The 23,530-nt window shown below is 73.4% G+C and carries 19 protein-coding genes and 1 riboswitch; of the genes, 16 read left to right on the top strand and 3 right to left on the bottom strand.

The genetic code is table 11. The features are described 5' to 3' along the window. Positions 1-230 precede the first annotated feature (230 nt). From AGRA3207_RS31155 to ilvC, 3 genes are read left to right on the top strand one after another with little or no spacing between them, the layout of a single operon-like run. Positions 231-1,979: an acetolactate synthase large subunit gene (locus AGRA3207_RS31155; RefSeq protein ID WP_231330704.1), complete on the top strand. Its 1,749-nt coding sequence runs from the start codon at positions 231-233 to the stop codon at positions 1,977-1,979. A 5-nt stretch (positions 1,980-1,984) separates the two neighbouring features. Then, complete coding sequence (gene ilvN / locus AGRA3207_RS31160; RefSeq protein ID WP_067461481.1) at positions 1,985-2,509, top strand: acetolactate synthase small subunit; 525 nt, start codon at positions 1,985-1,987, stop codon at positions 2,507-2,509. A gap of 57 nt (positions 2,510-2,566) precedes the next feature. Further along, entirely contained in the window at positions 2,567-3,550 is a 984-nt protein-coding gene (ilvC, locus tag AGRA3207_RS31165) for a ketol-acid reductoisomerase (protein WP_231330705.1), read from the top strand. A gap of 177 nt (positions 3,551-3,727) precedes the next feature. On the opposite strand, the gene AGRA3207_RS31170 is transcribed toward ilvC, so the two are convergent. Then, the gene (locus AGRA3207_RS31170; RefSeq protein ID WP_231330706.1) at positions 3,728-4,501 is read right to left on the bottom strand and encodes a hypothetical protein; all 774 of its coding nucleotides are present in this window, start codon (positions 4,499-4,501) and stop codon (positions 3,728-3,730) included. 139 nt (positions 4,502-4,640) lie between these two features. On the opposite strand from AGRA3207_RS31170, the gene AGRA3207_RS31175 reads away from it, so the two are divergent. The 7 genes from AGRA3207_RS31175 to AGRA3207_RS31205 all read left to right on the top strand — a co-directional run bounded on the left by AGRA3207_RS31175 (position 4,641) and on the right by AGRA3207_RS31205 (position 14,375). After that, positions 4,641-5,228, top strand: coding sequence for a PadR family transcriptional regulator (locus AGRA3207_RS31175; RefSeq protein ID WP_231330707.1), 588 nt, complete (start codon positions 4,641-4,643; stop codon positions 5,226-5,228). Continuing rightward, positions 5,225-5,941, top strand: coding sequence for an ABC transporter ATP-binding protein (locus AGRA3207_RS31180; RefSeq protein ID WP_231330708.1), 717 nt, complete (start codon positions 5,225-5,227; stop codon positions 5,939-5,941). The genes AGRA3207_RS31175 and AGRA3207_RS31180 overlap by 4 nt, the downstream gene beginning before the upstream one ends. Then, complete coding sequence (locus AGRA3207_RS31185; protein ID WP_231330709.1) at positions 5,938-8,556, top strand: FtsX-like permease family protein; 2,619 nt, start codon at positions 5,938-5,940, stop codon at positions 8,554-8,556. Before AGRA3207_RS31180 ends, AGRA3207_RS31185 begins: the two co-directional genes overlap by 4 nt. 39 nt (positions 8,557-8,595) lie before the next feature. Next, positions 8,596-10,128, top strand: coding sequence for a DUF2079 domain-containing protein (locus tag AGRA3207_RS31190; RefSeq protein ID WP_231330710.1), 1,533 nt, complete (start codon positions 8,596-8,598; stop codon positions 10,126-10,128). Between the two features lie 378 nt (positions 10,129-10,506). After that, the gene (locus tag AGRA3207_RS31195; protein ID WP_231330711.1) at positions 10,507-11,145 is read left to right on the top strand and encodes a thymidylate synthase family protein; all 639 of its coding nucleotides are present in this window, start codon (positions 10,507-10,509) and stop codon (positions 11,143-11,145) included. Positions 11,146-11,481: 336 nt separating this feature from the next. Then, positions 11,482-13,071, top strand: a complete 1,590-nt coding sequence (gene serA / locus AGRA3207_RS31200) for a phosphoglycerate dehydrogenase (protein WP_231330712.1) — start codon at positions 11,482-11,484, stop codon at positions 13,069-13,071. Between the two features lie 602 nt (positions 13,072-13,673). After that, positions 13,674-14,375 carry a (2Fe-2S)-binding protein gene (locus AGRA3207_RS31205; RefSeq protein ID WP_231330713.1) on the top strand — a complete coding sequence of 234 codons (702 nt, stop codon included), beginning with the start codon at positions 13,674-13,676 and terminating at the stop codon, positions 14,373-14,375. A gap of 33 nt (positions 14,376-14,408) precedes the next feature. On the opposite strand, the gene AGRA3207_RS31210 is transcribed toward AGRA3207_RS31205, so the two are convergent. Both AGRA3207_RS31210 and AGRA3207_RS31215 read right to left on the bottom strand, forming a co-directional pair. Further along, a complete protein-coding gene (locus tag AGRA3207_RS31210) occupies positions 14,409-15,149 on the bottom strand; it encodes a CbtA family protein (protein WP_231330714.1) in 741 nt (246 codons plus the stop codon). 10 nt (positions 15,150-15,159) lie between these two features. Continuing rightward, positions 15,160-15,390, bottom strand: a complete 231-nt coding sequence (locus AGRA3207_RS31215; protein ID WP_231330715.1) for a CbtB domain-containing protein — start codon at positions 15,388-15,390, stop codon at positions 15,160-15,162. A 31-nt stretch (positions 15,391-15,421) separates the two neighbouring features. Continuing rightward, positions 15,422-15,592: riboswitch (cobalamin riboswitch) on the bottom strand. 149 nt (positions 15,593-15,741) lie between these two features. Here AGRA3207_RS31215 and AGRA3207_RS31220 point away from each other — a divergent pair. From AGRA3207_RS31220 to AGRA3207_RS39980, 6 genes are all read left to right on the top strand, one after another. Then, positions 15,742-18,450, top strand: coding sequence for a LuxR C-terminal-related transcriptional regulator (locus tag AGRA3207_RS31220; protein ID WP_231330716.1), 2,709 nt, complete (start codon positions 15,742-15,744; stop codon positions 18,448-18,450). Positions 18,451-18,493: 43 nt separating this feature from the next. Continuing rightward, on the top strand, positions 18,494-19,549 hold the full coding sequence (locus AGRA3207_RS31225) for a 3-isopropylmalate dehydrogenase (RefSeq protein WP_231330717.1): 1,056 nt from the start codon (positions 18,494-18,496) through the stop codon (positions 19,547-19,549). Between the two features lie 171 nt (positions 19,550-19,720). Further along, complete coding sequence (locus tag AGRA3207_RS31230) at positions 19,721-20,821, top strand: branched-chain amino acid aminotransferase (protein WP_231330718.1); 1,101 nt, start codon at positions 19,721-19,723, stop codon at positions 20,819-20,821. 290 nt (positions 20,822-21,111) lie between these two features. After that, on the top strand, positions 21,112-22,689 hold the full coding sequence (gene cimA / locus AGRA3207_RS31235; RefSeq protein ID WP_231330719.1) for a citramalate synthase: 1,578 nt from the start codon (positions 21,112-21,114) through the stop codon (positions 22,687-22,689). A gap of 39 nt (positions 22,690-22,728) precedes the next feature. Beyond that, positions 22,729-23,010 carry a GNAT family N-acetyltransferase gene (locus tag AGRA3207_RS31240; RefSeq protein WP_231330720.1) on the top strand — a complete coding sequence of 94 codons (282 nt, stop codon included), beginning with the start codon at positions 22,729-22,731 and terminating at the stop codon, positions 23,008-23,010. Between the two features lie 133 nt (positions 23,011-23,143). Next, a complete protein-coding gene (locus AGRA3207_RS39980) occupies positions 23,144-23,515 on the top strand; it encodes a hypothetical protein (protein WP_273699962.1) in 372 nt (123 codons plus the stop codon). Positions 23,516-23,530 lie beyond the last annotated feature (15 nt).

The raw sequence follows: 23,530 nt of genomic DNA on the forward strand, positions 1-23,530 counted from the left end.
CGGTCGATGTCTCACGAGGTGAGACAATGCGTCCACGGATTTGACCGGCGGCCCGAAGTCGGCGACAGTTGACTCCGTGCGGAGCACTACCACCATTCTCGTAGTACTTGGTCGGCGCGCAGGCTGACCAAGCTTTCCGACCTGCGCGCCTCCCCTCGACCGCCTCACGGCGGCGGGGGTTTTTTGTTGCCCGGCGATCTTAGATATCTCTCCCCAAGGAAACGCAGATCATGACGACCGAACAGATGACGGGAGCCCAGGCGCTGGTGCGCGCCCTGGAGAACGTCGGCGTCGACACCGTGTTCGGGATCCCGGGCGGCGCGATCCTCCCGGCCTACGACCCGCTGTACGACTCCGGCAAGCTGCGTCACATCCTCGTCCGGCACGAGCAGGGCGCGGGCCACGCCGCCCAGGGCTACGCGATGGTGACCGGCAAGGTCGGGGTCTGCATGGCCACGAGCGGGCCCGGCGCGACGAACCTCGTCACCGCCATCTCCGACGCCTACATGGACTCGGTGCCGATCGTGGCGATCACCGGCCAGGTCGCCTCGTCCCTCATCGGGACCGACGGCTTCCAGGAGGCCGACATCGCCGGCATCACGATGCCGATCACCAAGCACAACTTCCTGGTGACCAAGGCCGAGGACATCGGGCGCACGATCGCCGAGGCGTTCCACATCGCCGGGACGGGCCGCCCGGGGCCGGTCCTCGTCGACATCGCCAAGGACGCCCTCCAGGCCACCGTCGCGTTCGAGTGGCCCGTCCAGCTCCAGCTCCCGGGGTACCGCCCCGTCACCCGGCCGCACTCCAAACAGGTCCGCGAGGCGGCACGGCTGATCGGCGCGGCGCGGCGCCCGGTGCTGTACGTCGGCGGGGGGGTCCTGAAGGCCGGCGCGTCCGCCGAGCTGAAGGTGCTGGCCGAGCTGACCGGCGCCCCCGTCGTGACCACGCTGATGGCCAAGGGCGCGCTGCCCGACAGCCACCCCCTGCACATGGGGATGCCGGGCATGCACGGCAGCGTCGGCGCGGTCGGCGCCCTCCAGCGCGCCGACCTGCTGGTCACCCTCGGCGCCCGGTTCGACGACCGGGTCACCGGCAAGCTGGACGGCTTCGCGCCCGGCGCCAAGGTCGTGCACGCCGACATCGACCCCGCCGAGATCTCCAAGAACCGGCACGCCGACGTCCCGATCGTCGGCGACGCGCGGGAGGTCATCGCCGACCTGATCGTCGCCGTCCAGAACGAGCACGAGGCGGGCCGCAAGGGCGACTACGGGGACTGGTGGCGGCAGCTGAACGCCTGGCGGGACACCTACCCCCTCGGCTACGACACCCCGGCGGACGGGTCGGTGTCCCCGCAGTACGTGATCGAGCGCATCGGCGAGCTCGCCGGGCCCGAGGCGTACTACGTCGCGGGCGTCGGCCAGCACCAGATGTGGGCCGCGCAGTTCATCAAGTACGAGCGGCCGGGAGCGTTCCTCAACTCCGGCGGCGCCGGGACGATGGGCTACGCCGTCCCCGCGGCGATGGGCGCCAAGGTCGGCGCGCCGGACACGCAGGTGTGGGCGATCGACGGCGACGGCTGCTTCCAGATGACGAACCAGGAGCTGGCGACCTGCGCGATCGAGGGGATCCCGGTCAAGATCGCCGTGATCAACAACGGTAACCTGGGCATGGTCCGGCAGTGGCAGACGCTCTTCTACGACGGCCGCTACTCCAACACCGACCTGCACTCGGCCAGGCGCATCCCCGACTTCGTCAAGCTCGCGGAGGCGTACGGCTGCGTCGGGCTGCGCTGCGACCGCGCGGAGGACGTCGACGACGTCATCACCAAGGCCATGGAGATCAACGACGCGCCGGTCGTCATCGACTTCGTCGTCCACCACGACGCGATGGTCTGGCCGATGGTCGCCGCCGGCACCACCAACGACGACATCAAGATCGCGCGGGACATGGCCCCCGACTGGGAGAACGGAGACTGACCCCGATGAGCCTGCACACCCTCTCGGTGCTGGTGGAGAACAAGCCCGGCATCCTGGCACGGGTCGCGGCGCTGTTCTCCCGGCGCGGCTTCAACATCGAGTCCCTCGCCGTCGGCACCACCGAGCACCCGGACATCTCCCGGATGACGATCGTGGTGAACGTCGCCGACCTGCCACTGGAGCAGGTCACCAAGCAGCTCAACAAGCTGATCAACGTGCTGAAGATCGTCGAGCTCGACCAGCCGGCGTCGGTCCAGCGCGAACTGGTCCTGGTCAAGGTGCGCGCCGACGCCGAGACGCGCTCCCAGGTGCTGGAGACCGTCCAGCTGTTCCGCGCCAAGGTGGTGGACGTCGCGCCCGACGCGGTCACCATCGAGGTCACCGGGAACCGCGACAAGCTGGACGCCTTCATCCGGGTCCTGGAGCCCTTCGGCATCAAGGAGATGGTGCAGTCGGGCATGGTGGCCATCGGCCGCGGCGCCCGCTCCATCACCGACCGCTCGCTGCGCGCCATCGAGCGCAGCGCGTGACCCGCGCGATTCCCGTCCTTATCGACAACTCTGAAAGGCAACAGCACAGTGGCTGAGATGTTCTACGACGACGCCGCCGACCTGAGCGTGATCCAGGGTCGGCATGTGGCGGTCATCGGCTACGGCAGCCAGGGGCACGCGCACGCGCTCTCCCTGCGCGACTCCGGCGTCGACGTGCGGGTCGGGCTCCGCGAGGGCTCCGCGAGCCGGGAGCTGGCGGAGTCCGAGGGCCTGCGCGTCGTCACCCCCGCGGAGGCGGCCGAGGAGGCCGACCTCATCATGCTGCTGGCCCCCGACCACCACCACCGGGAGATCTTCGAGAAGGACATCAGGCCCGCCCTCGTCGAGGGCGACGCGCTGTTCTTCGGCCACGGCTTCAGCATCCGCTACGACCTCGTCCAGCCGCCGGAGGGCGTGGACGTGGCGATGGTCGCGCCGAAGGGCCCGGGGCACCTCGTCCGCCGCCAGTTCGTCGCCGGCCGCGGCGTCCCGGTGATCGTGGCCGTGGAGAAGGACCCGTCCGGCAACGCCTGGCCGCTGGCGCTGTCCTACGCCAAGGCCATCGGCGGCCTCCGCGCGGGCGGCATCAAGACCACCTTCACCGAGGAGACCGAGACCGACCTGTTCGGCGAGCAGTCCGTGCTGTGCGGCGGCGTCTCCGAGCTCATCAAGACGGGGTTCGAGGTGCTCACCGAGGCCGGCTACCAGCCGGAGGTGGCCTACTTCGAGGTCCTCCACGAGATGAAGCTGATCGTCGACCTCATGTACGAGGGCGGCATCGCCAAGATGTACTGGTCGGTGTCCGACAACGCCGAGTACGGCGGCTACAGCCGCGGCCCGCGCGTGGTCACCCCGGAGACCAAGGCCGCGATGAAGAAGATCCTCGGCGAGATCCAGTCCGGCGCGTACGCCAAGGAGCTGGTGGAGGAGTTCGAGGGCGGCCAGGCCCGCTTCGGCAAGTACCGCGAGGAGCTCGCCCAGCACCCGATCGAGAAGACCGGCGCCGAGCTCCGCCCGATGATGAGCTGGCTGAACGACTAGCTTTATTGCAATCCCGGCCCAGGAGGGCTCGCCTGGCGGCTCGCCCTCCTGACCGTGCTTGTGCGAGCGCGTCATCGCTTCGCGATCAGCCCGGGGAGGCTCGCCTTCGGCCTTGCCTCACCGGGCTGGTCGCGCGCTCGCGTGACGGTTGAGGTGCCTGGGCCCCTGCTCGTCTCCTCAGCTGAAGAGGCGGCGTAGCAGGCTTTCGCGGTGGGGGTTCCCGGTGTCTATCTGGACCGCCAGGTGGCCTTCCTTGGTGAAGTCGGCCGTGGCGCTCTTCGCCGCGCCGAGTGTGCGGCGCTGTGGGGCGGCTTTGAAGCGGGGCGCGCGGATGGCGCCGAAGGGGGCCTCTCTCGTCACGCCCAGAGCCGTGACGGCCACGTGCGCCTCCCAGCGGCCGGGGCCGAGGACGGCCGGGTCGGCGAAGACCTCGAAGCCCGCCTCGCGGGATTCCGCGGGAAAGCGCCGCTCGCCTCCGGACGCCCGGTTCCGGAGGATCAGCTCGGCGTCCGTCCGTGGGGTCTCGACGCGCTGGAGGGCGGCCGTGCCGCGGATCCGCAGCCTTCCGCCCTGCCAGCCGACCGCGTCGAGCCGGTGGTCGACGCCGACCTCGGTGGTGATGTCGGCGTCCTGCCGGGAGACGCCGCGCAGGTACGGGTACAGCGCGTAGATCCGCCCGCCGACCACGACGGCGCCGCCGGGGGCGCCCTCCGCCTCGTCGCGGATCAGCCGCTCCAGCTCCTCGCGCAGGCCGTGCTGGATGCAGAACGCCCGGAGCCGGACGGAGGCGGGGAGCGCGGCCCGCGCGGCGTCGCTGAGGCCCTCCTCGCCGATCACCCGCCGGGTGCCCTCGACCAGCCGTTCCCGCTGGTGAAGGTCCAGGTCGAGGTAGCGGTGGTCGTACACGCGCAGGACGTCGCGCAGGACGCTGATGGTGCTGTCCGGGCTCACGGGCCCCTCCCTGTCGGTCGCTCGTCACGGTCACGCTAAGCCCCCGATCGAGCGCGGACAGTGAAATCCGGGGAGCGTGTCCCGGGGGATGCATACTCGGTATTGCCAGTGACATACGCGGTATGCATACTTGGTAGGTATGTCGATCCGTCACGGCCTGCTGGCACTGCTGTCCCAGGGGCCCCGCTACGGCTACCAGCTGCGCGCCGAGTTCGAGTCGTCCACCGGTGCGACCTGGCCGCTGAACATCGGGCAGGTGTACTCCACGCTGTCCCGCCTCGAACGCGACGAGATGGTCACCCGGGTCGGCGCCGACGACGAGGGGCGGTTCGTCTACCGGATCACCCCCGCGGGCGAGGAGGACGTGCGGCGCTGGTTCGCCACCCCGATCGCCCGCGCTGACCGGCCCCGCGACGAGCTGGCGATCAAGCTGGCGATGGCCGTCACCACACCCGGCGTCGACGTCCGGCAGGTCGTGCAGACCCAGCGCACCGCGTCGCTGCGCGCCCTCCAGGACCTCACCCGGCTGAAGGCGGACGCGCCCGCCACGCCCGCCGACCGGGGTGACACCGCGTGGCGGCTCGTCCTGGAATCCATGATCTTCCAGACGGAGGCGGAGGTGCGCTGGCTGGACCACTGCGAGTCCTACGTCGTGCGCGCCTTCCCCGCCTCCGCGCCGCCGGCGCCCGCGCCGGACCCGGCCGACAACGAGGAGGCGCACCGATGAGCGTCCTGGCCATGCACGCCGTGTCACGCGACCACGGGACGGGCGCGGGGCTCGTCCACGCGCTGCGGGAGGTCGACCTGGAGGTCGCGGCGGGCGAGTTCGTCGCCGTGATGGGCCCGTCCGGATCGGGCAAGTCGACGCTCCTGACGCTGGCCGGGGGCCTGGACACCCCGACGTCCGGCCGGATCGTGGTCGAGGGCGCCGACCTCGGCGCGATCGGCGTGGCCGGGCGGTCGGCGCTGCGCCGCCGCAGCGTCGGCTACGTCTTCCAGGACCTCAACCTCATCCCGGCCCTCACCGCCGCCGAGAACGTCATGCTGCCGCGCGAGCTGGACGGCGTCCGGGCCCGCCGCGCCCGCCGCGAGGCGGTGGGCGCCCTCCAGGAGGTCGGCGTCGGCGACCTGGCCGGCCGCTTCCCCGACGAGATGTCCGGCGGCCAGCAGCAGCGCGTCGCGATCGCCCGCGCGCTGGTCGGCGACCGGCGGCTCGTCCTGGCCGACGAGCCGACCGGCGCCCTCGACAGCCAGACCGGCGAGGACGTGATGCGCATCCTGCGGAGCCGCTGCGACGCGGGCGCCGCCTGCCTGATGGTCACGCACGAGTCGCGGCACGCCGCCTGGGCCGACCGCGTGGTGTTCCTGCGCGACGGGCGGATCGTCGACGCCACGCCCGGCCGCCCCGGCCCGGAGACGCTCTTGCAGGAGACCCGGTGAGGGGCTACCGGCCGGCGCTGCGCATGGCGCGGCGGGACGCGCTGCGCGCCAAGGGCCGCACCACCCTCGTCATGTGCATGATCGGGCTGCCCGTCGCGGTGATCGTCGCCGTCGCCGTGCTGGTGGCGACCATGGACTGGTCCCCGCGCGAGTCGCTGCCCTACGAGCTCGGCACCGCCGACGCGCGGATCAGCGGGGCCGGGCACGCCCCCATCCGGCAGGACCCGGTGGACGACGAGATGACGTTCCCGCGGGGCGGGGCGTCCGCGGGCAGGCCCTGGACCACGCAGGAGATCACCCGGCGGATCACCGCCGAGTACGGCCCGCGCGCCCGCGTCCTGCCCCTGAACCGGGGGAAGGGCGTGGAACTGAAGACCCCGCGGGGCTACCGGCGGTCCGAGGGCGTCGAAGTGGACGTGCGCGACCCCCTGGCGCGCGGCCTCTACAGGATCACCCGGGGCCGGGCGCCCGCCGGGCCCGGGGAGATCGCGCTCTCGCCGTCGCTGGCCGGACGCGAGTTCCCGATCGGCTCGGCCGCGCCGATCGACCGGCAGGGCACCGTCAAGCGCGTCGTCGGCACCGTCGAGGATCCCCGCGCGCCCGGCGACCACCTCGCGCTCGCGCTGCCCGGCGTCCTTCCCGACCCGCTCGGCGCGACCGCGGTCCCGGGCTGGCTGGTCGGCACCGGCAGGCCGGTGACCTGGGCCGACGTCACCGAGCTCAACAAGGAGGGGATCGGGGTGCTGTCCCGCGCGGTCGTCGGGCACCCGCCGCCCGCGGCCTCGCCGCCGGGCGCCGGGAGCGACGGCGGCGCCGCGGGGGCGATCGTCGCGATGGTGGTCGTGATGATCGTGCTGGAGGTCGTGCTGCTGGCCGGGCCCGCGTTCGCCGTGGGCATCCGCCGCCGGCGGCGGATGCTGGCGCTCGTCGCGGTGGCGGGCGGGAGCGGCGGGCACCTGCGGGCCATCGTGCTGGCGGGCGGCCTGGTGCTCGGGGGCGCCGCCGCGCTGGCCGGAGGAGCGCTCGGCGTCGCCGGCGCGGGCGTGGCCACGCTGGTCGTCCAGTCCATGTCCGACGACGTGCTCGGCCCGTTCGACGTGCCGTGGCTCCAGGTCGCCCTGGCGATGGCGCTCGGCGCGGGCAGCGGCGTGGTCGCCGCGTACGTGCCCGCCCGGCAGGCCGCGCGGATGGACGTCGTCGCCGCCCTCGCGGGCCGCCGCGAGAGGGGCATGCCACGCGGCGGCTGGCCGATCGCGGGCGCCGCGGCCATCGCGGCGGGCGTGTTCCTCAGCCTCGTCGGCGTGCGGGTCCTGCGCGAGTTCGGGGCGGCCCTCGGCGCCGCGGCGATCATCGCGGGCTGCGTGATGGCCGGGCCGTGGCTGGTCGGCGCGGCGGGGCGGGCCGCCGGACGGCTGCCGGTGCCGCTGCGCCTCGCCGTCCGGGACGGCGCGCGCAACCGCGGCCGGTCCGCGCCCGCCGTCGCCGCGATCATGGCGGCGGTGGCGGGGGTCACCGCGCTGGCCATCGCCAACGCCAGCGACCTCCGCCAGGCCCGGATGGACTACGTCCCCCGGCTCCCGATGGGATCGGCGCTGATCCGCCCGCCACTGGACCGGATCGACGCCCTGCGCCCGGCGTTCGCGCGGGAGCTCCCCGGCGTCCCGCTGCTCGACATGCGGGTGCTGCCGGGAGAGAACTCGTCGTGCCTGGAGGCCGACACGTCCAAATGTCCCTCGGTGCGGTTCGCCGGCCGCGACCTCGGCGGGACCAGGAGCGGGTACATGGACGCGGTCGTGGGCGGCGCCCCCGAGGCCCGGATGGTGCTGGGCCGCGACGACCCCGCCGTCACCGCGGCCCTCGCCCAGGGCAAGATCGTGGTGTTCGCCTCCCGGCCGCTGCCCGGCGGCACGACGACGGCCACGGTGTCGGTCTGGGAGAACGACCGGCCGCGCGTCCTCAAGGAGGTTCCGGGGCTGCCCGCCGTCGGCGTCGAGGCCGACCCGCACGTGCCCGCCCTGGTGCCCCCGTCGGCCGCCGCCAAGATCGGCGTCCCCGCCCGGGTCGAGGGGCTCGGCGTGGACCGGGCCAGCCACCGGCTCACCGCGGACGAGCAGGCCCGGCTGACCGAGGTGGTCGCCGGGGCGAGCGAGGTGCCCGCGGACGGCGCCGTCTACGTCGAGCGGGGCTTCACCCGGTCCGGTGACGTGGTCATGCTGCTGCTCGCGGCCGCGGGCGGGGTGCTGGCGCTCGGCGGCGCGCTGATCGCCACCGGGCTGTCGTCCGCCGACGCCCGCCCGGATCTCGCCACGCTCGCCGCGATCGGCGCCCGGCCGAGGACCCGCAGGCTGCTGATGACGGGGCAGGCGGGTTTCGTCGCGACACTCGGCTGCTGGCTCGGGATCGCGGCGGGGGCCGTCCCGGGCATCGCCGCGGCCGGCCCCCTCACCAACGAGCCCGCCGAACCCGGGGGCGCCGCGCCGTCCCACGGGACGATCGTGGACATACCGGGGCAGGTCCTTCTGATCATCGGGGTGGCGGTGCCGCTGGTGGCGATGCTCGCGGCGGGGATCCTCACCCGGTCCCGCCTCCCCATGTCGCACCGCATCGCCTCCTGATCGCCCGGGCGGTGCCGGTGGGCTGGTAGCGTCCGGCGCGTGGCTGAGGCGGTTGTGGTGGAGGGGCCCGTGGACGAGGCCCCGGTCGGCCGCCGGGAAGGGACGCGGCGGCGGCGCGTGGCGCTGTGGGCGCTCGTCGCGGCGAGCGCGGCGCTGTACGCCGCGTACTCGCTCATGCGGCTGCGCGCGTTCCGGGCGAGCAGCTACGACCTGGTGATCTTCGACCAGGCCATCCGCTCCTACAGCCGGTTCGAGCTGCCCGTCGCGATGGTCAAGGGCGTCCACAACGGGTTCGGCCCCCACTTCGCGATCCTCGGCGACCACTTCTCTCCGATCCTCGCGCTGCTGGCCCCGCTGTACTGGGTCCACGACGGGCCGGGGACGCTGCTGGTCGCGCAGGCGGTGCTGTTCGCCCTCGCGATCGTGCCGATCTGGCGCTACGCCGAGCGCCGCTTCGGCGCGGGCGCCGCGTACTGCGCGGCCGCCGCGTACGCGCTGTCCTGGCCCGTCGCCGAGGCCCTCGCCTTCGACTTCCACGAGGTCGCGTTCGTGCCGGTGCTGTCGGCGCTCATGGTCGAGCGCTACGACGCGGGGCGCCGCGGCGCGGCGGCGGCCGCCGCCCTGGCCCTCCTGCTGGTCAAGGAGGACATGGGCCTCCTGCTGGTGGGCTTCGGGATCTTCCTGCTCACCCGGCACGAGCACCGCGACGCCGACGGCGGGGGATGGCTGCCGCGCGGCGACCGGCGCGCGGGCCTCGCCTACATCGTCGGCGGCCTCGTCGCGACCTGGGTGTGCTCGCGGCTGATCATCGCCGTCTTCGGCGGCGACAACGACTACTACTGGGCCTACGGGTCGCTCGGCCCCGACCTGCCGCACGCCGCCGTGTACGCCCTCACGCACCCGTGGGACGTGCTGGCCGTCCTCGGCACGCCCCCGCACAAGCTCGGCACGATGGCGCTGCTCGTCCTGCCGCTGCTGCTGCTCCCGCTGGCGTCGCCGCTGACGCTGACCGTCCTGCCGCTGCTGGCCGAGCGGATGCTCGCCAGCCGCTTCGGCAACTGGTGGGAGCCCCACTACCACTACAACGCGTTCATCGTCGCCGTGCTCGTCATGGCGGCCGTGGACGGGGCCGCGCGGCTGCGCGGGCGGTTCGGGCCGCTGCGGGCCACCCGGATCCCGCCCCCGCTGCCCGGCGCCGCGCTGCTGACCGCGGCGGTCGTGTGCGTGCCCTTCTTCGCCTTCGCCCACCTGGCCGATCCCGCGCTGTGGCGGCGGAACGAGCGCGCCCGCGCGGCGGCGGCCGTCGCGTCCCGGATCCCCGACGGGGTCCTCGTCGAGTCGGCCAACGCGATCGGCCCCGCGCTCACGACCCGCACCCGCGTCCTGCTGTGGGACGGGCAGCCGCGCCGCGCTCCCTGGGTGATCGCCGACGTCGAGCGTCTGGAGTTCCCCTTCCGGACGGTGGCCGAGCAGCGCCGCCGGGTGGAATCGCTGCTCGCGGCCGGATACCGGGAGGTCTACCGCCAGGACGGATACGTCGTCCTTCACCGGAACGTAGCCGATCCCTGGTGAACGCGGCCTGTACGGCCGATAAACCCGGACCTTTGGACAAGGCGTCCAATGACAGTGCGTCACAGATCCAGTCAGAATGCCGGTGAAGGGCGGCGGAGGACGAATAAACCTACACTTTTCGTCTGCTTTGCTGGATACTTGAAGAAAGTCGCGACGGCCGCGGCCGGCCAGGAGACCTGCCTGCGCTAACACTCGTGTGACCGCTGCCGGGCGGCGTTGGGGCGGAGCGCATGAGCGGTGACGGGCTGATCGAGAACAACGCGAACGGGCTGCGGCGGCGGGCGGCGGAATTTCTTCCCCCCGCGCCAATGCCGGAGGCAGGTAATCACCCTCTCGGCAAAGCGGGCCGCAGGGCGGCCCTTGGCGGGGAGCCGTGACATGGCGGCGCCAGAGGGCCGTGAGGTCCAGCGATGGGAGACGTGCGGGCAGGCGTGGATCGGCGTGCTCCGGCACGTGTGGACGGCCGGCGAGGCCGGCATGGACGACCGCGGGCCCATCATCGAGGGCCCGCCGCTGCTCTTCGAGGTGGCCTCGCTGAGCTGGGAGGACCCGATCCTCCGCGAGCACGGCGACCGGGCGGGCCTCGTCCGGCGGGCCCAGGAGCGCACCAGGCGCGTCGTCCAGGGCCGGTACGGGCCGCGGCTGCACGACCTCGACGGGGTGGACCAGCTCGCCTGGGTCGTGGGCCTGCTGCGGGCCCGGCCGTGGACCACGAGCGCGTGGATCTCGCTGACGCTCCCGGGCGAGCCGTCCGAGGGCCTGCCCAGGCTGACCGCGCTGTCGTTCCGCATCCGCGGATACCGGCTGATCATGACCGGGATGTTCCGGTCGCAGGACGTGTACCCCTGCTACCTCACCTACATCCCGCTGCGCGGCGTCCAGCTCCAGGTCGCCGAGGAGCTGGGACTGCCGGCGGGGCCCCTGCGGGTGTTCGTGGACGTCCCGCACCTGCTGGTGGCCGACGCCGAGCGGGTCGCCTCCGTGCTGACCGCGATGCCCGAGCACAACGCGGCCTGACGCGGCCTGACGCGGCCTGGACACCGCGCCGTTCCGGGGGGTGTGGGAGGTCGGCCCCCCACAAGGGACCGTGCCGGGGCCGGACCTGACCCGATTTGACGTGGCTTGACGGAATGTGGTGGGGCCAGGTCCGGACGGGCCGCCGCGGAAGTCCCGGCTGCCGCCGACCCGGAGGCCGGCGAGGGATAGACTCGCCTGCGGGGGCCGAGAGCACGACGAGGTGACTCGCGACTTCACCTGCACGCCTTCAGCGGCGCACCGTGCCCACCGGCACGCGCGCCGCCCCGCAGAGTGCACATCCGACCGCGCACATCCGACATCCGAAGGACTGTTTCCTTGAGCAAGCCCGTCGTCCTCGTCGCAGAAGAGCTCTCCCCGGCCGGCATCGCCGTGCTGGAGTCCGATTTCGAGGTCCGTCACGTCGACGGCAGCGACAAGGCGCTCCTGCTGCCCGCCGTTGCCGACGTCGACGCGCTGATCGTCCGCAGCGCCACCAAGGTCACCGCCGAGGTCTTCCAGAGCGCCCGGCGGCTCCGGGTCGTCGCCCGCGCCGGCGTCGGCCTCGACAACGTGGACGTGGAAGCCGCCACCAAGGCCGGCGTCATGGTCGTCAACGCCCCGACCTCCAACATCGTCACCGCCGCCGAGCACGCCATCGCGCTGCTGCTGGCCACCGCGCGGAACGTGCCACAGGGCCATGCCGCCCTCAAGCAGGGCGAGTGGAAACGCTCCAAGTACACCGGCGTCGAGCTCCAGGGCAAGACCGCCGGCGTCCTCGGCCTCGGCCGCATCGGCGTGCTCGTCGCCCAGCGCCTCGCCGCGTTCGACATGAACGTGATCGCCTTCGACCCCTACGTCCAGGCCGCCCGCGCCGCGCAGCTCGGAGTGAAGCTCGTCACGCTCGACGAGCTGCTCCGCGAGAGCGACTTCATCACCGTCCACCTGCCGAAGACCCCCGAGACCCTCGGCCTCATCGGCGACCGCGAGCTGCACCGGGTCAAGCCGAGCGTGCGCGTCGTCAACGCCGCCCGCGGCGGGATCGTCGACGAGGAGGCCCTCGACCTCGCGCTGAAGGACGGCCGGGTCGCCGGCGCCGGCCTCGACGTGTTCAGCACCGAGCCGTGCACCGACAGCCCCCTGTTCCACCACGACTCCGTCGTCGTCACCCCGCACCTCGGTGCGAGCACCCACGAGGCGCAGGAGAAGGCCGGCACGCAGGTCGCCCGCTCGGTGAAGCTGGCGCTGTCCGGCGAGTTCGTCCCCGACGCGGTGAACGTCCAGGGCGGCGCCGTCGCCGAGGACGTCAAGCCCGGCCTCCCGCTCGCCGAGAAGCTCGGACGGATCTTCACCGCGCTCGCCGGCGGCGTCCCCGTCCGGCTGGACGTGGTGGTGCGCGGCGAGATCGCCGAGCACGACGTCAAGGTCCTGGAGCTCGCCGCGCTCAAGGGCGTGTTCGTGGACGTCACCGAGGAGGCCGTGACCTTCGTCAACGCGCCCCTCCTGGCCCGCGACCGCGGCGTCGAGGTCACGCTCACGACCAGCGAGGACAGCCCCGACTGGCGCAACGTCGTGCAGGTCCGCGGCACGATGTCCGACGGCTCGGTGGTCTCGGTGTCCGGCACCCTCACCGGCCCCCGGCACGCCGAGCGCATCATCGAGATCAACGGCTACAACATGGAGCTCGTCCCGACCGAGCACATGGCGTTCTTCACCTACGTCGACCGGCCCGGCATCGTCGGCGCCGTCGGCAAGCTGCTCGGCGACGCCGAGGTCAACATCGCCGGGATGCAGGTCGGCCGGGCCGCCAAGGGCGGCAAGGCGCTGATCGCGCTCACCGTCGACTCCGCCATCGCCCCGCAGCTCGTCGACGCGATCACCGCCGAGGTCGGCGCCGACATGGGCCGCCGGGTCGACCTCGAAGGCTGAATTTATTGCAATCCCGGCCCAAGGGAGCTCGCCTGGCGGCTCGCCCCCTTGACCGTGCTTGGGCGAGCGCGTCATCGCTTCGCGATCAGCCCGGGAAGGCTCGCCTTCGGCATCGCCTTCCCGGGCTGGTAGCGCGCTCGCGTGACCGTTGAGGTCGTCCCGAGGGATGATCGTGGTCTTTGCGTGTCTCAGATTGTGAGATTTTACGCCACGGGTCGGGACGTTGGTCCGGACGGCGGGTAACGTGGCGGTAGTCATGCGGCGCTTCGTGGTAATCCTTCGCTGCCGCAGCGGGGCCTGATCATCGGCAGGCCGGCACCCGCTGCGGAGGCTCTGCCTGGCCGTGAGTCCGATACGACACCGGTCCGTGCGACCCACGGACCCCCGGCGGCCCACGGCCACAGCACAGCGAATCCCGGAGTGAACGGCATGAACCACGTCATGAACAACGCGCCCGCCGACGACGCGGAGGAAGAGGCGGCCCGCGCCCTGCAGACCGCCCTGGACCGCCGCGACAACGGCGGCCACCCGTCCAGGTAGGCGCCCGCCGATCAGGGACCGTCCCGTCCGGGGACGGTCCCTGATCGCATTACAGTGGGCGGATGCTCCTCGCCGAGCCCTCCGAGGTCGTGGACGCGCTGCGTGAGGCCGCGCGGCTCGGGCCCTACTTCGAGATCGTCACCGAGCCCGCCGAGGAGGCGGACCCGACCTGGCGGCCGTTCCCCGAACGGGACCGCGACCGGCTCATGGACCTCACCGCCAAGTACGCCGAACGGCTCGGGACCGGTGAACGGCGTGTCGCCGCGTCCATCCTGTTCCAGGGGCTCGCGTCGCGGCTGTGGTCGCCCATGGTCGCGGCGGCGGCGCGCGGTGTCGTTCCCGACCTGTCCGGGCTGCACTGGCGCTGGGCGCCCGGCGCGCCCGTGGCGCTGTGGCTCGCCCGGCCCTCCGGATGGCGGGCCGCGAGTGTGCGGGAGACCGCTGGGCTGCTCCACCGCGAGGTCGTCACCGGGCAGCTCGGGCCGCTGCGCGAGACGATGCTCACCTTCGTCGGCCTGGCGGACGGCCTGCTCTGGGGCAACGCGGCGTCGGCGCTCGCCGGGTCCCTGAACGTCGGCCCGCCCTCGCCGGAACGCGCCGCCCTCGTCCGCGAGGTGCTCGCCCGTGAGCCGCTCGCCGGGACGGGCGCGTTCGAGGCGGGCGGCTTCGTCCGCCGCAACTGCTGCCTGTACTACCGGGTGCCGCCGGGCGGCGAGATGTGCGGCGACTGCGCCCTGCTGCCCGGCCGGCCGGCCCGCCGCTGACCCGGAGGCCGGCGGCGGGGCGGCACGTGCGGGTCAGGCGCCGGCGGGGACCGCGGCGCCGGACGGACGGCGCGCGAACGCCCGTTCGGTGAGGTACCCGAACAGCAGCCCGATCGTCGCCCACAGGACGAGCTGGACGCCCAGCGAGGCGATCCGGAAGTCCCAGAGGACGGTGGCCGGGAAATGCTCAGGGATGGCGTCGGGCTTCGGCGTGAGCCGGTAGACCACCCCGACCACCACCGCGAACCCGAGGACGGACGCGATCGTCGCGTTCCAGGCGCCGAGCCGCGGGACCAGCCGCAGGCACACGATCACCGCGGCGATGGTGGCCAGCAGCCCCAGCGCGACCATGCCGAAGTACAGCGCCGTCCGGCTCCCGATGGACTCGGGGTCGCCGACCGCGGGCGGCGTCGCCGGGTACTTCAGGAACGGGACGAGCTCGATCGCCACGAACCCGGCCAGGGCGACCAGGGCCGCCGTGGCGCGGGCGCCGAGGTTCCCGAGCCGCCCGTGGGCGAACGCGAACGCGATCGAGAACAGCCCGCCGAGCGCCACCCCGTACACCGCCATCGCCGTGATCAGCCCGGACGTCTTCTGGACGGTCCGGCTCACCACCTCCGGCTCGTGCCCCTCGTGCGCGGCGTGCGCCTTGGCCTCCTCGAACGCGATGGCGTGGCCGACCTGCGGCTCGCCGTAGAGCCAGGCGATCAGCAGCGCGGCGGCCGCGGCGGCGAGACCGACGAGCATGCCGCGGACCAGCAGAGATCTCATCATGTGCGGCGGCTCAGTGGCAGGGGAAGCCGAGCAGGTGCCGGCCGTCGTGCGTGAACTCGTGCACCCACGTCCCGCCGAAGAGCGAGGTGGCGCCCTGCTCGGCGCCGACGAAGTAGATCAGGACAACGCCGAGGACGGCGGCGAGGACCGCCCACGGCAGGATCTCGCGGACCGGCACGCGCAGCGGCGCGGGCTCCGTCCGCGGGGACGGTGTCGCGGACGGGATGGCGGACTGGGCCATGGGGGTCTCCTCACGGGGTGCACTCGCCCCGGTAGCGGGAGGACGACGGGTCAGTGTCCTGACTCCCAGATCGCCGCCTCCTCCCGACCTTCCGGCCGGACGCCCGGCCGTGGTCGCGAAGCGGGGGAGACTCCCTGGTCACAGTGGCGGGACCGTCCTGGAATCGCACCAGGTTCCTGCGCACCGTCGCCTCTTATGTTGACTTGTCGCTCAGAGCGTCCCCTTTGCCCGCCCCTGCGTCAAGTCGGCGACCTGGGGAGCGGCCGGTTCCGGCGACCGGGCGGTGACGCGCCGTGGCCGTTTCCGGCTGCCGTGTATCCGTGGCGGGTCCCGCGTCCTTACCATCGGCAGGTGGGGACAACCTGGCCTTTCACCGGCCGCGGGGCGACGCTGGACGAGGTGCGCGAACTGCTCGGGACGGGCGGCGGCGGGCGCGGTGTCGTGGTCGCGGGGGAGGCCGGAGTCGGCAAGACCCGTTTGGCGGCGGAGGCGCTGCGGGGGCTGGAGCCCGGCCGGTACCGGGTGGTGCGGGTCGGCGCCACCCGCGCGGGCGCCCGCATCCCCTTCGGCGCGTTCGGCCACGTGCTGCCCGCGCGGCGGCCCGGGACCGCGGTGGTCAACCCGTTGCGGTGGGCGGCGGACGCGGTGGGCGCGCAGGGCGACCCGGCGCGGCTGCTGCTCGCGGTGGACGACGCGCACCTGCTCGACCCGAGCTCGGCGGCGCTCGTCCACCATCTGGTCGTGCACGAGCGGGCGCGGGTGCTCGCGACCGTCCGGGCCGGGGAGGCGATGCCCGACCCCGTCCTCGCGTTATGGAAGGACGAGCTGGCGCGGCGCCTGGAGCTGGAACCGCTGCCGGCGGCCGAGACCGGCGCGGTCCTGGAGGCGGTGCTCGGCGGGCAGGTGGAAGACGGCACGACCCGCAGGCTGTGGCGGGAGACCCGCGGCAACCTGCTGTTCCTGCGCGAGCTGGTGCTGGCCGGGACCGCCGCGGGACGGCTGGGGCAGGTGCGGGGCGTGTGGCGCTGGAAGGGCGACCTGCCGGTCTCGCCGCGGCTGGGGGAGCTGGTCGGGGCGCGTCTCGGCGCCGTCGGGCCCGAGGAACTGGCCGTCCTGGAGTACGTGACGTTCGGGGAGCCGGTCGGCGTGCCGGTGCTGGCCGCGCTCACCTCGCCGGAGGCCGTCGAGCGGGCCGAGGAACGGCACATGATCGTCTGCGCCCGGCGGGGGCGGCGGCTCCAGGCGTGGCTGGCGCATCCGCTGTTCGGCGAGGTGACCCGCGATCGCACGCCGGTGCTGCGGGCGCGGCGCCGGCGGGCCGCCCTCGCCGACACGGTGGAGCGCACCGGCATGCGCCGCCGCGAGGACCTGCTGCGCGTCGCGGTCTGGCGGCTGGACAGCGGCACCGCGGCCGACCCGGCGCTCGCCCTCCAGGCGTGCCTGCGGGCCCGCGGCGCCTACGACCTGGCCCTCGCCGAGCGGTTCGCGCGGGCGGCGCTGGACGCGGGGGGCGGGCTGGAGGCCGCGCTCCCGCTCGCCGGGATCCTGTACGTCACCGGCCGGGGCGAGGAGGGCGAGGCGCTGCTGGAGTCGGTGGCCGCGTCCCCGGCCGACCGTCCCCGCACCGACCGGGAGCGTTCCAGGTACGCCACGACCCGCGCGCTCGGGCTCGTCCTCGCGCTCGGGCGCGGCGATGACGCGCTGCGCCTGCTGGACGAGGCGAGGGCGGGCATGACCGGCCGTGTCGAGCTGCGGGACATCGACCTGCTCGGCGCCCGCGTCCACCTGCTCCTCGGCGAGTTCGCGCAGGCCCGGGAGGCGCTCGGCCGCGTCCGGTCGTCCGGGCGGCTGCGCGAGGACCAGGCCGTCCACGCCATCGCGGCCGAGTGCCTGGAGACGGCGCACGCCGGGCGGACGGGGGAGTGCCTGCGGCTGGCCGGGGGGCTGCCTCGCGGCGCGGCCGGGCCGCGCCACGAGGTCTCGGTGGTGGAGCTCGACATCGCCTGCGCCCGGATGTCGGCCCTGCTGTTCTCGGGCGCGGCGGGCCGTGCCGAGACGGCGGGCCGCGGCATGATCGAACGCTTCGCCGGCTACGGCGAGTGGGACCTCGGCGTCGCCGGGCTCCTCGGTCACCGGGCGCAGGTCCAGCGGGCCCGCGGGGCCGTCCAGGACGCGCTGCGCTCCTGCCGGGAGGGCGTCGCCCGCCTCGGCGCCGGGTCCGGCGACGGGCGCACCGGGTTCGCGGGCCTGTGCCACGGCGAGATGGCGCACTCCGCCGCGCTGCTCGGCGACCTGCCCGCGGCCGAGCGGGCGCTGGCCGAGGCGGCGCGGCGGACGCTGCCCACCTACTACCTGGTCGACTTCCCGCACCGGCTTGCCGGGACGTGGGTGACGCTGCTGCGCGACGGCGCCTCCGCCGCCCGCGACGCCGCGCTCGCCACGGCCGCCGAGGCCGCCGCGCGGGGCATGCACGGCTACGAGATGTTCGCGCTGCACGACGCCGTCCGGCTGGGCGACCCCGGGCGGGCAGCCGCGCGCCTCGCCGAGCTGGCCGTGCGGGTGGACGGGCCGCTCGTGCGGGCCTGCGCCCGGCACGCCGCGTCCGCCGTCGCCCGGGACGGGGACGCGCTCGACGCGGTCGCCGAGGACTTCGCGGGGATGGGGCTGCTCCTGCACGCCGCCGAGGCCGCCGCGATGGCCGCCCGCGCGCACCGGCGCGCCGGCGCCGCCCGCGCGTCCCAGGCGTCGGAGATCCGGGCGTGGGGCCTCGCGCGGCACTGCCAGGGCGCCCGCACGCCCGCGCTCACGGGCCTCGCGGCGCCGGGGCTCACCGAGCGGCAGCTGGAGGTCGCGCGACTCGCCGCGCAGGGCCTCGGGAACCGGGAGATCGCCGAGCGGCTCGTGCTGTCGGTCCGGACGGTCGCCAACCACCTCGGCGCGGTCTACGAACGGCTCGGCGTCCGTGACCGCGGCGACCTGCCCGCCGCGCTCACCCGGGACGGCCCTCCGGCGGGTCCGCAGGTAGAACGCCCGCGGCGAGACCGACGTCCCGGGATTTGAGATGAAAGCCCAAGCACTGAGACGTTTGCAGTAGAGTGCGCGCATGGCTTCCCGCAGTATTCGACTGGCCGTCATCCCCGGTGACGGGATCGGCCCCGAGGTGGTCTCCGAGGGCCTGAAGGTCCTCGACGCCGTCGCGTCGTCCGGCGACCTGACGTTCGAGCGGACGTCCTACGACCTGGGCGCCGCGCGCTGGCACCGCACCGGCGAGACGCTGCCGGACTCGGTCCTGGAGGAGCTGCGCGGCCAGGCCGTCATCCTGCTCGGCGCGGTCGGCGACCCCGGCGTCCCCAGCGGCACGCTGGAGCGCGGTCTGCTGCTGCGGGCCCGGTTCGAGCTGGACCACTACGTCAACCTGCGGCCCGTCCGCCTGTACCCGGGGGTCGCCACCCCGCTGGCGGGCGTGACGCCCGAGGACATCGACATGGTCGTCGTCCGCGAGGGCACCGAGGGCCCCTACACCGGTGTCGGCGGCGTGCTGCGCAAGGACACCCCGCACGAGGTCGCCACGCAGGAGAGCGTCAACACCGCCTACGGCGTCGAGCGCGTGATCCGCTACGCCTTCGAGGTCGCCGCGTCCCGCCCGCGGCGCAAGCTCACGCTCGTCCACAAGGACAACGTCCTGACCTTCGCCGGTGATCTCTACCAGCGCGCCCTCAAGCGGGTCGCCGCGGAGTTCCCGCAGGTCACCACCGACTACTGCCATGTCGACGCGGCCACGATGTTCTTCGTCAGCCAGCCGCGGCGGTTCGATGTGATCGTCACCGACAACCTGTTCGGCGACATCATCACCGACCTCGGCGCCGCCGTCGCCGGGGGGATCGGCCTCGCCGCGTCCGGCAACGTCAACCCGGGCCGCACCGCCCCGTCGATGTTCGAGCCCGTGCACGGCAGCGCCCCCGACATCGCGGGCCAGGGCAAGGCCGACCCGACCGCCACGATCCTGTCGGTCGCCATGCTGCTGGACCACGTCGGCGCCGCCGACGCCGCGCGCCGTGTCGAGCGCGCCGTCTCCGACGACCTCGCCGAGCGGGCCGCCCTCGGGGCCCGCTCGACCACCCAGATCGGCGACGCGATCGCCAAGCGAGTATCCGGCTAGGGCGCGCCTCCCCGGCTTGATCAGGGACATTCCGGGCGCGCCGCGCGGCGCGCCCGGATTTCTGTGTGCGCCGTGCGCTGAGGAGCAGGGCTAGACGAAGTACGACAATGAGGACTAAGACGTCGATGTGGCAATGGGGCCGCACACGGCGATCCGCGAGAGGAAACCGCGATGAGTACGACCCTGGACTTCGAGATCACCCTCAGCGAACGGCCCGCGTCCGCCGAGGAGCGGGCGCGCGTCCTGGCCGATCCTGGCTTCGGGCGGCACTTCACCGATCACATGGTCACCATCCGGTACTCCGCGGACCGGGGCTGGCACGACGCGAGGCTCGAACCCTACGGCCCCATCCCGATGGACCCGGCCAGCCAGGTGTTCCACTACGCCCAGGAGCTGTTCGAGGGCCTCAAGGCGTACAAGCAGCCGGACGGCTCCGTCGTCACCTTCCGCCCGTACATGAACGCCGCCCGGATGAACCGCTCCGCGCACCGGATGGCCATGCCCGAGATCCCCGAGCAGCTGTTCGTGGACGCCGTCGAGCTGCTCGTCCGCACCGACCGCGCATGGGTCCCCGACGCCGAGGGGCACAGCCTCTACCTGCGGCCTTTCATGTTCGCCACCACCCGCGCCCTCGGCGTGAACAGCCCGGCGAACGAGTTCCTCTTCATGATCATCGCGTCCCCGTCCGGCCTGTACTACCCCCGCGGCGTCAAGCCGGTCTCGGTGTGGCTGTCGCAGGACTACACCCGCGCCGCCCCGGGCGGCACCGGCGAGGCCAAGTTCGGCGGCAACTACGCGGCGTCCTTCGCCGGCCAGGCCGAGGCCGTCGCCCAGGGCTGTGACCAGGTCGTGTGGCTCGACGCGGTGGAGCACCGCTGGGTCGAGGAGGTCGGCTCCATGAACCTGATGTTCGTCTACGGCTCCGGCTCGCGCGCCCGCCTGCTCACCCCCGCCCTCACCGGCACCCTCCTCGCCGGGGTGACCCGCGACTCCATGCTGAAGCTGGCCCCCGACCTCGGCATCCCCGCCGAGGAGGGCAAGATCAGCATCGACGAGTGGGAGGCCGGCTGTGCCTCCGGCGAGATCACCGAGGTGTTCGGCTGCGGCACCGCCGCGATCATCAGCCCGGTCGGGTACGTCAAGGGCGCCGACCGCGCCTGGTCGATCGGCTCCGGCGAGCCCGGCGAGGTGTCGATGCGGCTGCGCCAGGAACTGATCGGCATCCAGTACGGCACCCGCCCCGACCCCTACGGCTGGGTGCACCCGATCTGATCCGCCCGTCCGGCCCGGGTGAGCGCGACCTCGCTTCGCGGTCGGCCCGGTCGGGGCGGCGCCCGCAGGCGATCCCCGGCCGGGCTGGTCGCGGGCGAGGTGTCTCGTCATATGAGACGGGTGTGCCGTCATCGTGGACGGTGTGGCAGACTGTGGTCATCATGCGCCACAGCCTCGTGATTATCGGCTGGCGCGCCGGCATCTAACGGGACAGCGCCGGCGCGCAGACCTCTCACGTCCGTGAGGGGTCTTTTTTGTGTCCTGGCGCTGATCCCCTGGGGGTCCACACCATGCAAGGCGACGCTTTCCACGTCTACGACACCACCCTGCGCGACGGCTCGCAGCAGGAGGGGCTCAACCTCTCCGTGCCCGACAAGCTCGCCATCGCGCGGCACCTCGACGACCTGGGCATCGGCTTCATCGAGGGTGGCTGGCCGGGCGCCAACCCCAAGGACACCGAGTTCTTCAGGCGGGCTCGAACAGAGCTCGGCCTGAGGCACGCGCAGCTCACCGCGTTCGGCGCGACCCGCCGGGCCGGTGTGAAGGCGGCCGACGACCCCCAGGTCGCCGCCCTGCGCGAATCCGGCGCGTCCGTCGTGACCCTGGTCGCCAAGAGTCACGACAGGCACGTCGAGCTGGCCCTCCGCACGACGCTGGAGGAGAACCTCGCGATGATCCGCGACACGGTCTCCCACCTGCGTGCGGAGGGCCAACGGGTCTTCCTGGACGCCGAGCACTTCTTCGACGGCTACCACGCCAACCGCGCCTACGCGCTGGAGGCCGTCCGCACCGCCGCCGAGGCCGGGGCGGACGTCGTCGCGCTCTGCGACACCAACGGCGGCATGCTCCCCGACGAACTGGCCGAGGTCGTCCACGACGTGGTCGCGCTGGGGGTACGGGTCGGCATCCACTGCCACGACGACTCCGGCTGCGCCGTCGCGAACACGCTCGCCGCCGTCCGGGCCGGCGCGACGCACGTCCAGGGCTGCGCGAACGGCTACGGCGAGCGCAGCGGCAACGCCAACCTGTTCACCGTGGTCGGGAACCTCCAGCTCAAGCGCGGGATGCCGCTCGTCACCGACGCCCAGCTCGCCGAGATGACCCGCATCGCGCACGCCGTCTCCGAGGTCACCAACGTCGCGGCCGGCTCGCAGCAGCCCTACGTGGGCGTGTCGGCGTTCGCGCACAAGGCCGGGCTGCACGCCTCCGCCGTCAAGATCGACCCCGACCTGTACCAGCACATCGACCCGGCCGCCGTCGGCAACGACATGCGGATGCTCGTCTCCAGCATGGCCGGGCGCGCCTCCGTCGAGCTGAAGGGCAGGGAACTCGGCTACGACCTGTCCGGCGAGAAGGCCAAGGCCGTCGTCGACCGGGTCAAGGACCTGGAATCCACCGGCTACACCTTCGAGGCCGCCGACGCCTCGTTCGAGCTGCTGCTCCGCGAGGAGCTCACCGGCGTCCGGCAGCGGCACTTCGAGGTCGAGTCGTGGCGGTCCATCGTGGAGCGCCGCCCCGACGGCTCCATGATCAGCGAGGCCACCGTCAAGCTCCGCGCCAAGGGCGAGCGGATCATCGCCACCGGCGAGGGCAACGGCCCCGTCAACGCCCTGGACAACGCGCTGCGCGTCGCGCTCGGGCGCCTGTACCCCGAGCTCGCGCGGCTGGAGCTCATCGACTACAAGGTCCGCATCCTGGAGGGGACGCACGGCACCGGCGCGCGGACCCGCGTCCTCATCGAGTCCGCCGACGGCGAGCGCGAGTGGGGCACGGTCGGCGTAGAGGACAACGTCATCGCCGCGTCCTGGCAGGCGCTGGAGGAGGCCGTCACCTACTGCCTCCTGCGTGCGGGCTACGAGGCCGGATGATCCGGGAATGACCGGCGCCCCGCGGGCATTATCGGGGGCATGGGAAACGAGATCACCGACGACGCCGCCCGCGGCCGCTACGAGATCAGGGTGGACGGGGACCTCGCCGGGTTCGCCGAGTACGAGACGCGTCCCGGCCAGGTCGTCCTCACCCACACCGAGGTCGACGGCGCCTTCGAGGGGCAGGGCGTGGGCAGCGCCCTGGCCAGGGGAGTGCTCGACGACGTCCGGGCCAAGGGCCTGACGGTGGTGCCGCGCTGCCCGTTCATCAGGACATGGATCGACAAGCACCCCGACTACCGGGACCTCGTCGCCGCCTAAACGGGAGGAATTCCGGCGAAACTGGGGAAATCGGTGGCGGATTTCCTGTTCCGCCGTCACCATGGTCACCAGCACGGCACGTGTGACGTTCCCGCGCGCCGTCTCCCAGCCACCGGACCACCGGAGTGATCGCATGCCTGTCCGACCCTGGAATCCCGAGGACCCTGGGCGTCCCGCGGGCGGGTCCTGGGCCGATGTGGCGTTCGGGCTGGGCGAGACGTACGAGCACGAGGACGACCTGGAGTCGGCCGCCGACTGGTACCGGCGCGCCGCCGAGTCCGACCACGCCCGGGCCGCGCTGCGCCTCGGCGCCGTCCTCGGCCGCATGGCCGACGACGGCCGCGCCGACGACAGCGCCGAGGATCTGCTCGCCGAGGCCACCCGCTGGCTCAGCGGCGTCCCGCTCGCCGCCGCCCCCGACGCCATCGAGCTCATCACCGACCTGCTCAACCGGCATCAGCGGCAGGCCGCCCGCCGCGGCCTAGAGTCCGCCGCCACCGGCTGACCCGAACCGATCGGC

Source organism: Actinomadura graeca, from assembly GCF_019175365.1.
Taxonomy (GTDB): domain Bacteria; phylum Actinomycetota; class Actinomycetes; order Streptosporangiales; family Streptosporangiaceae; genus Spirillospora; species Spirillospora graeca.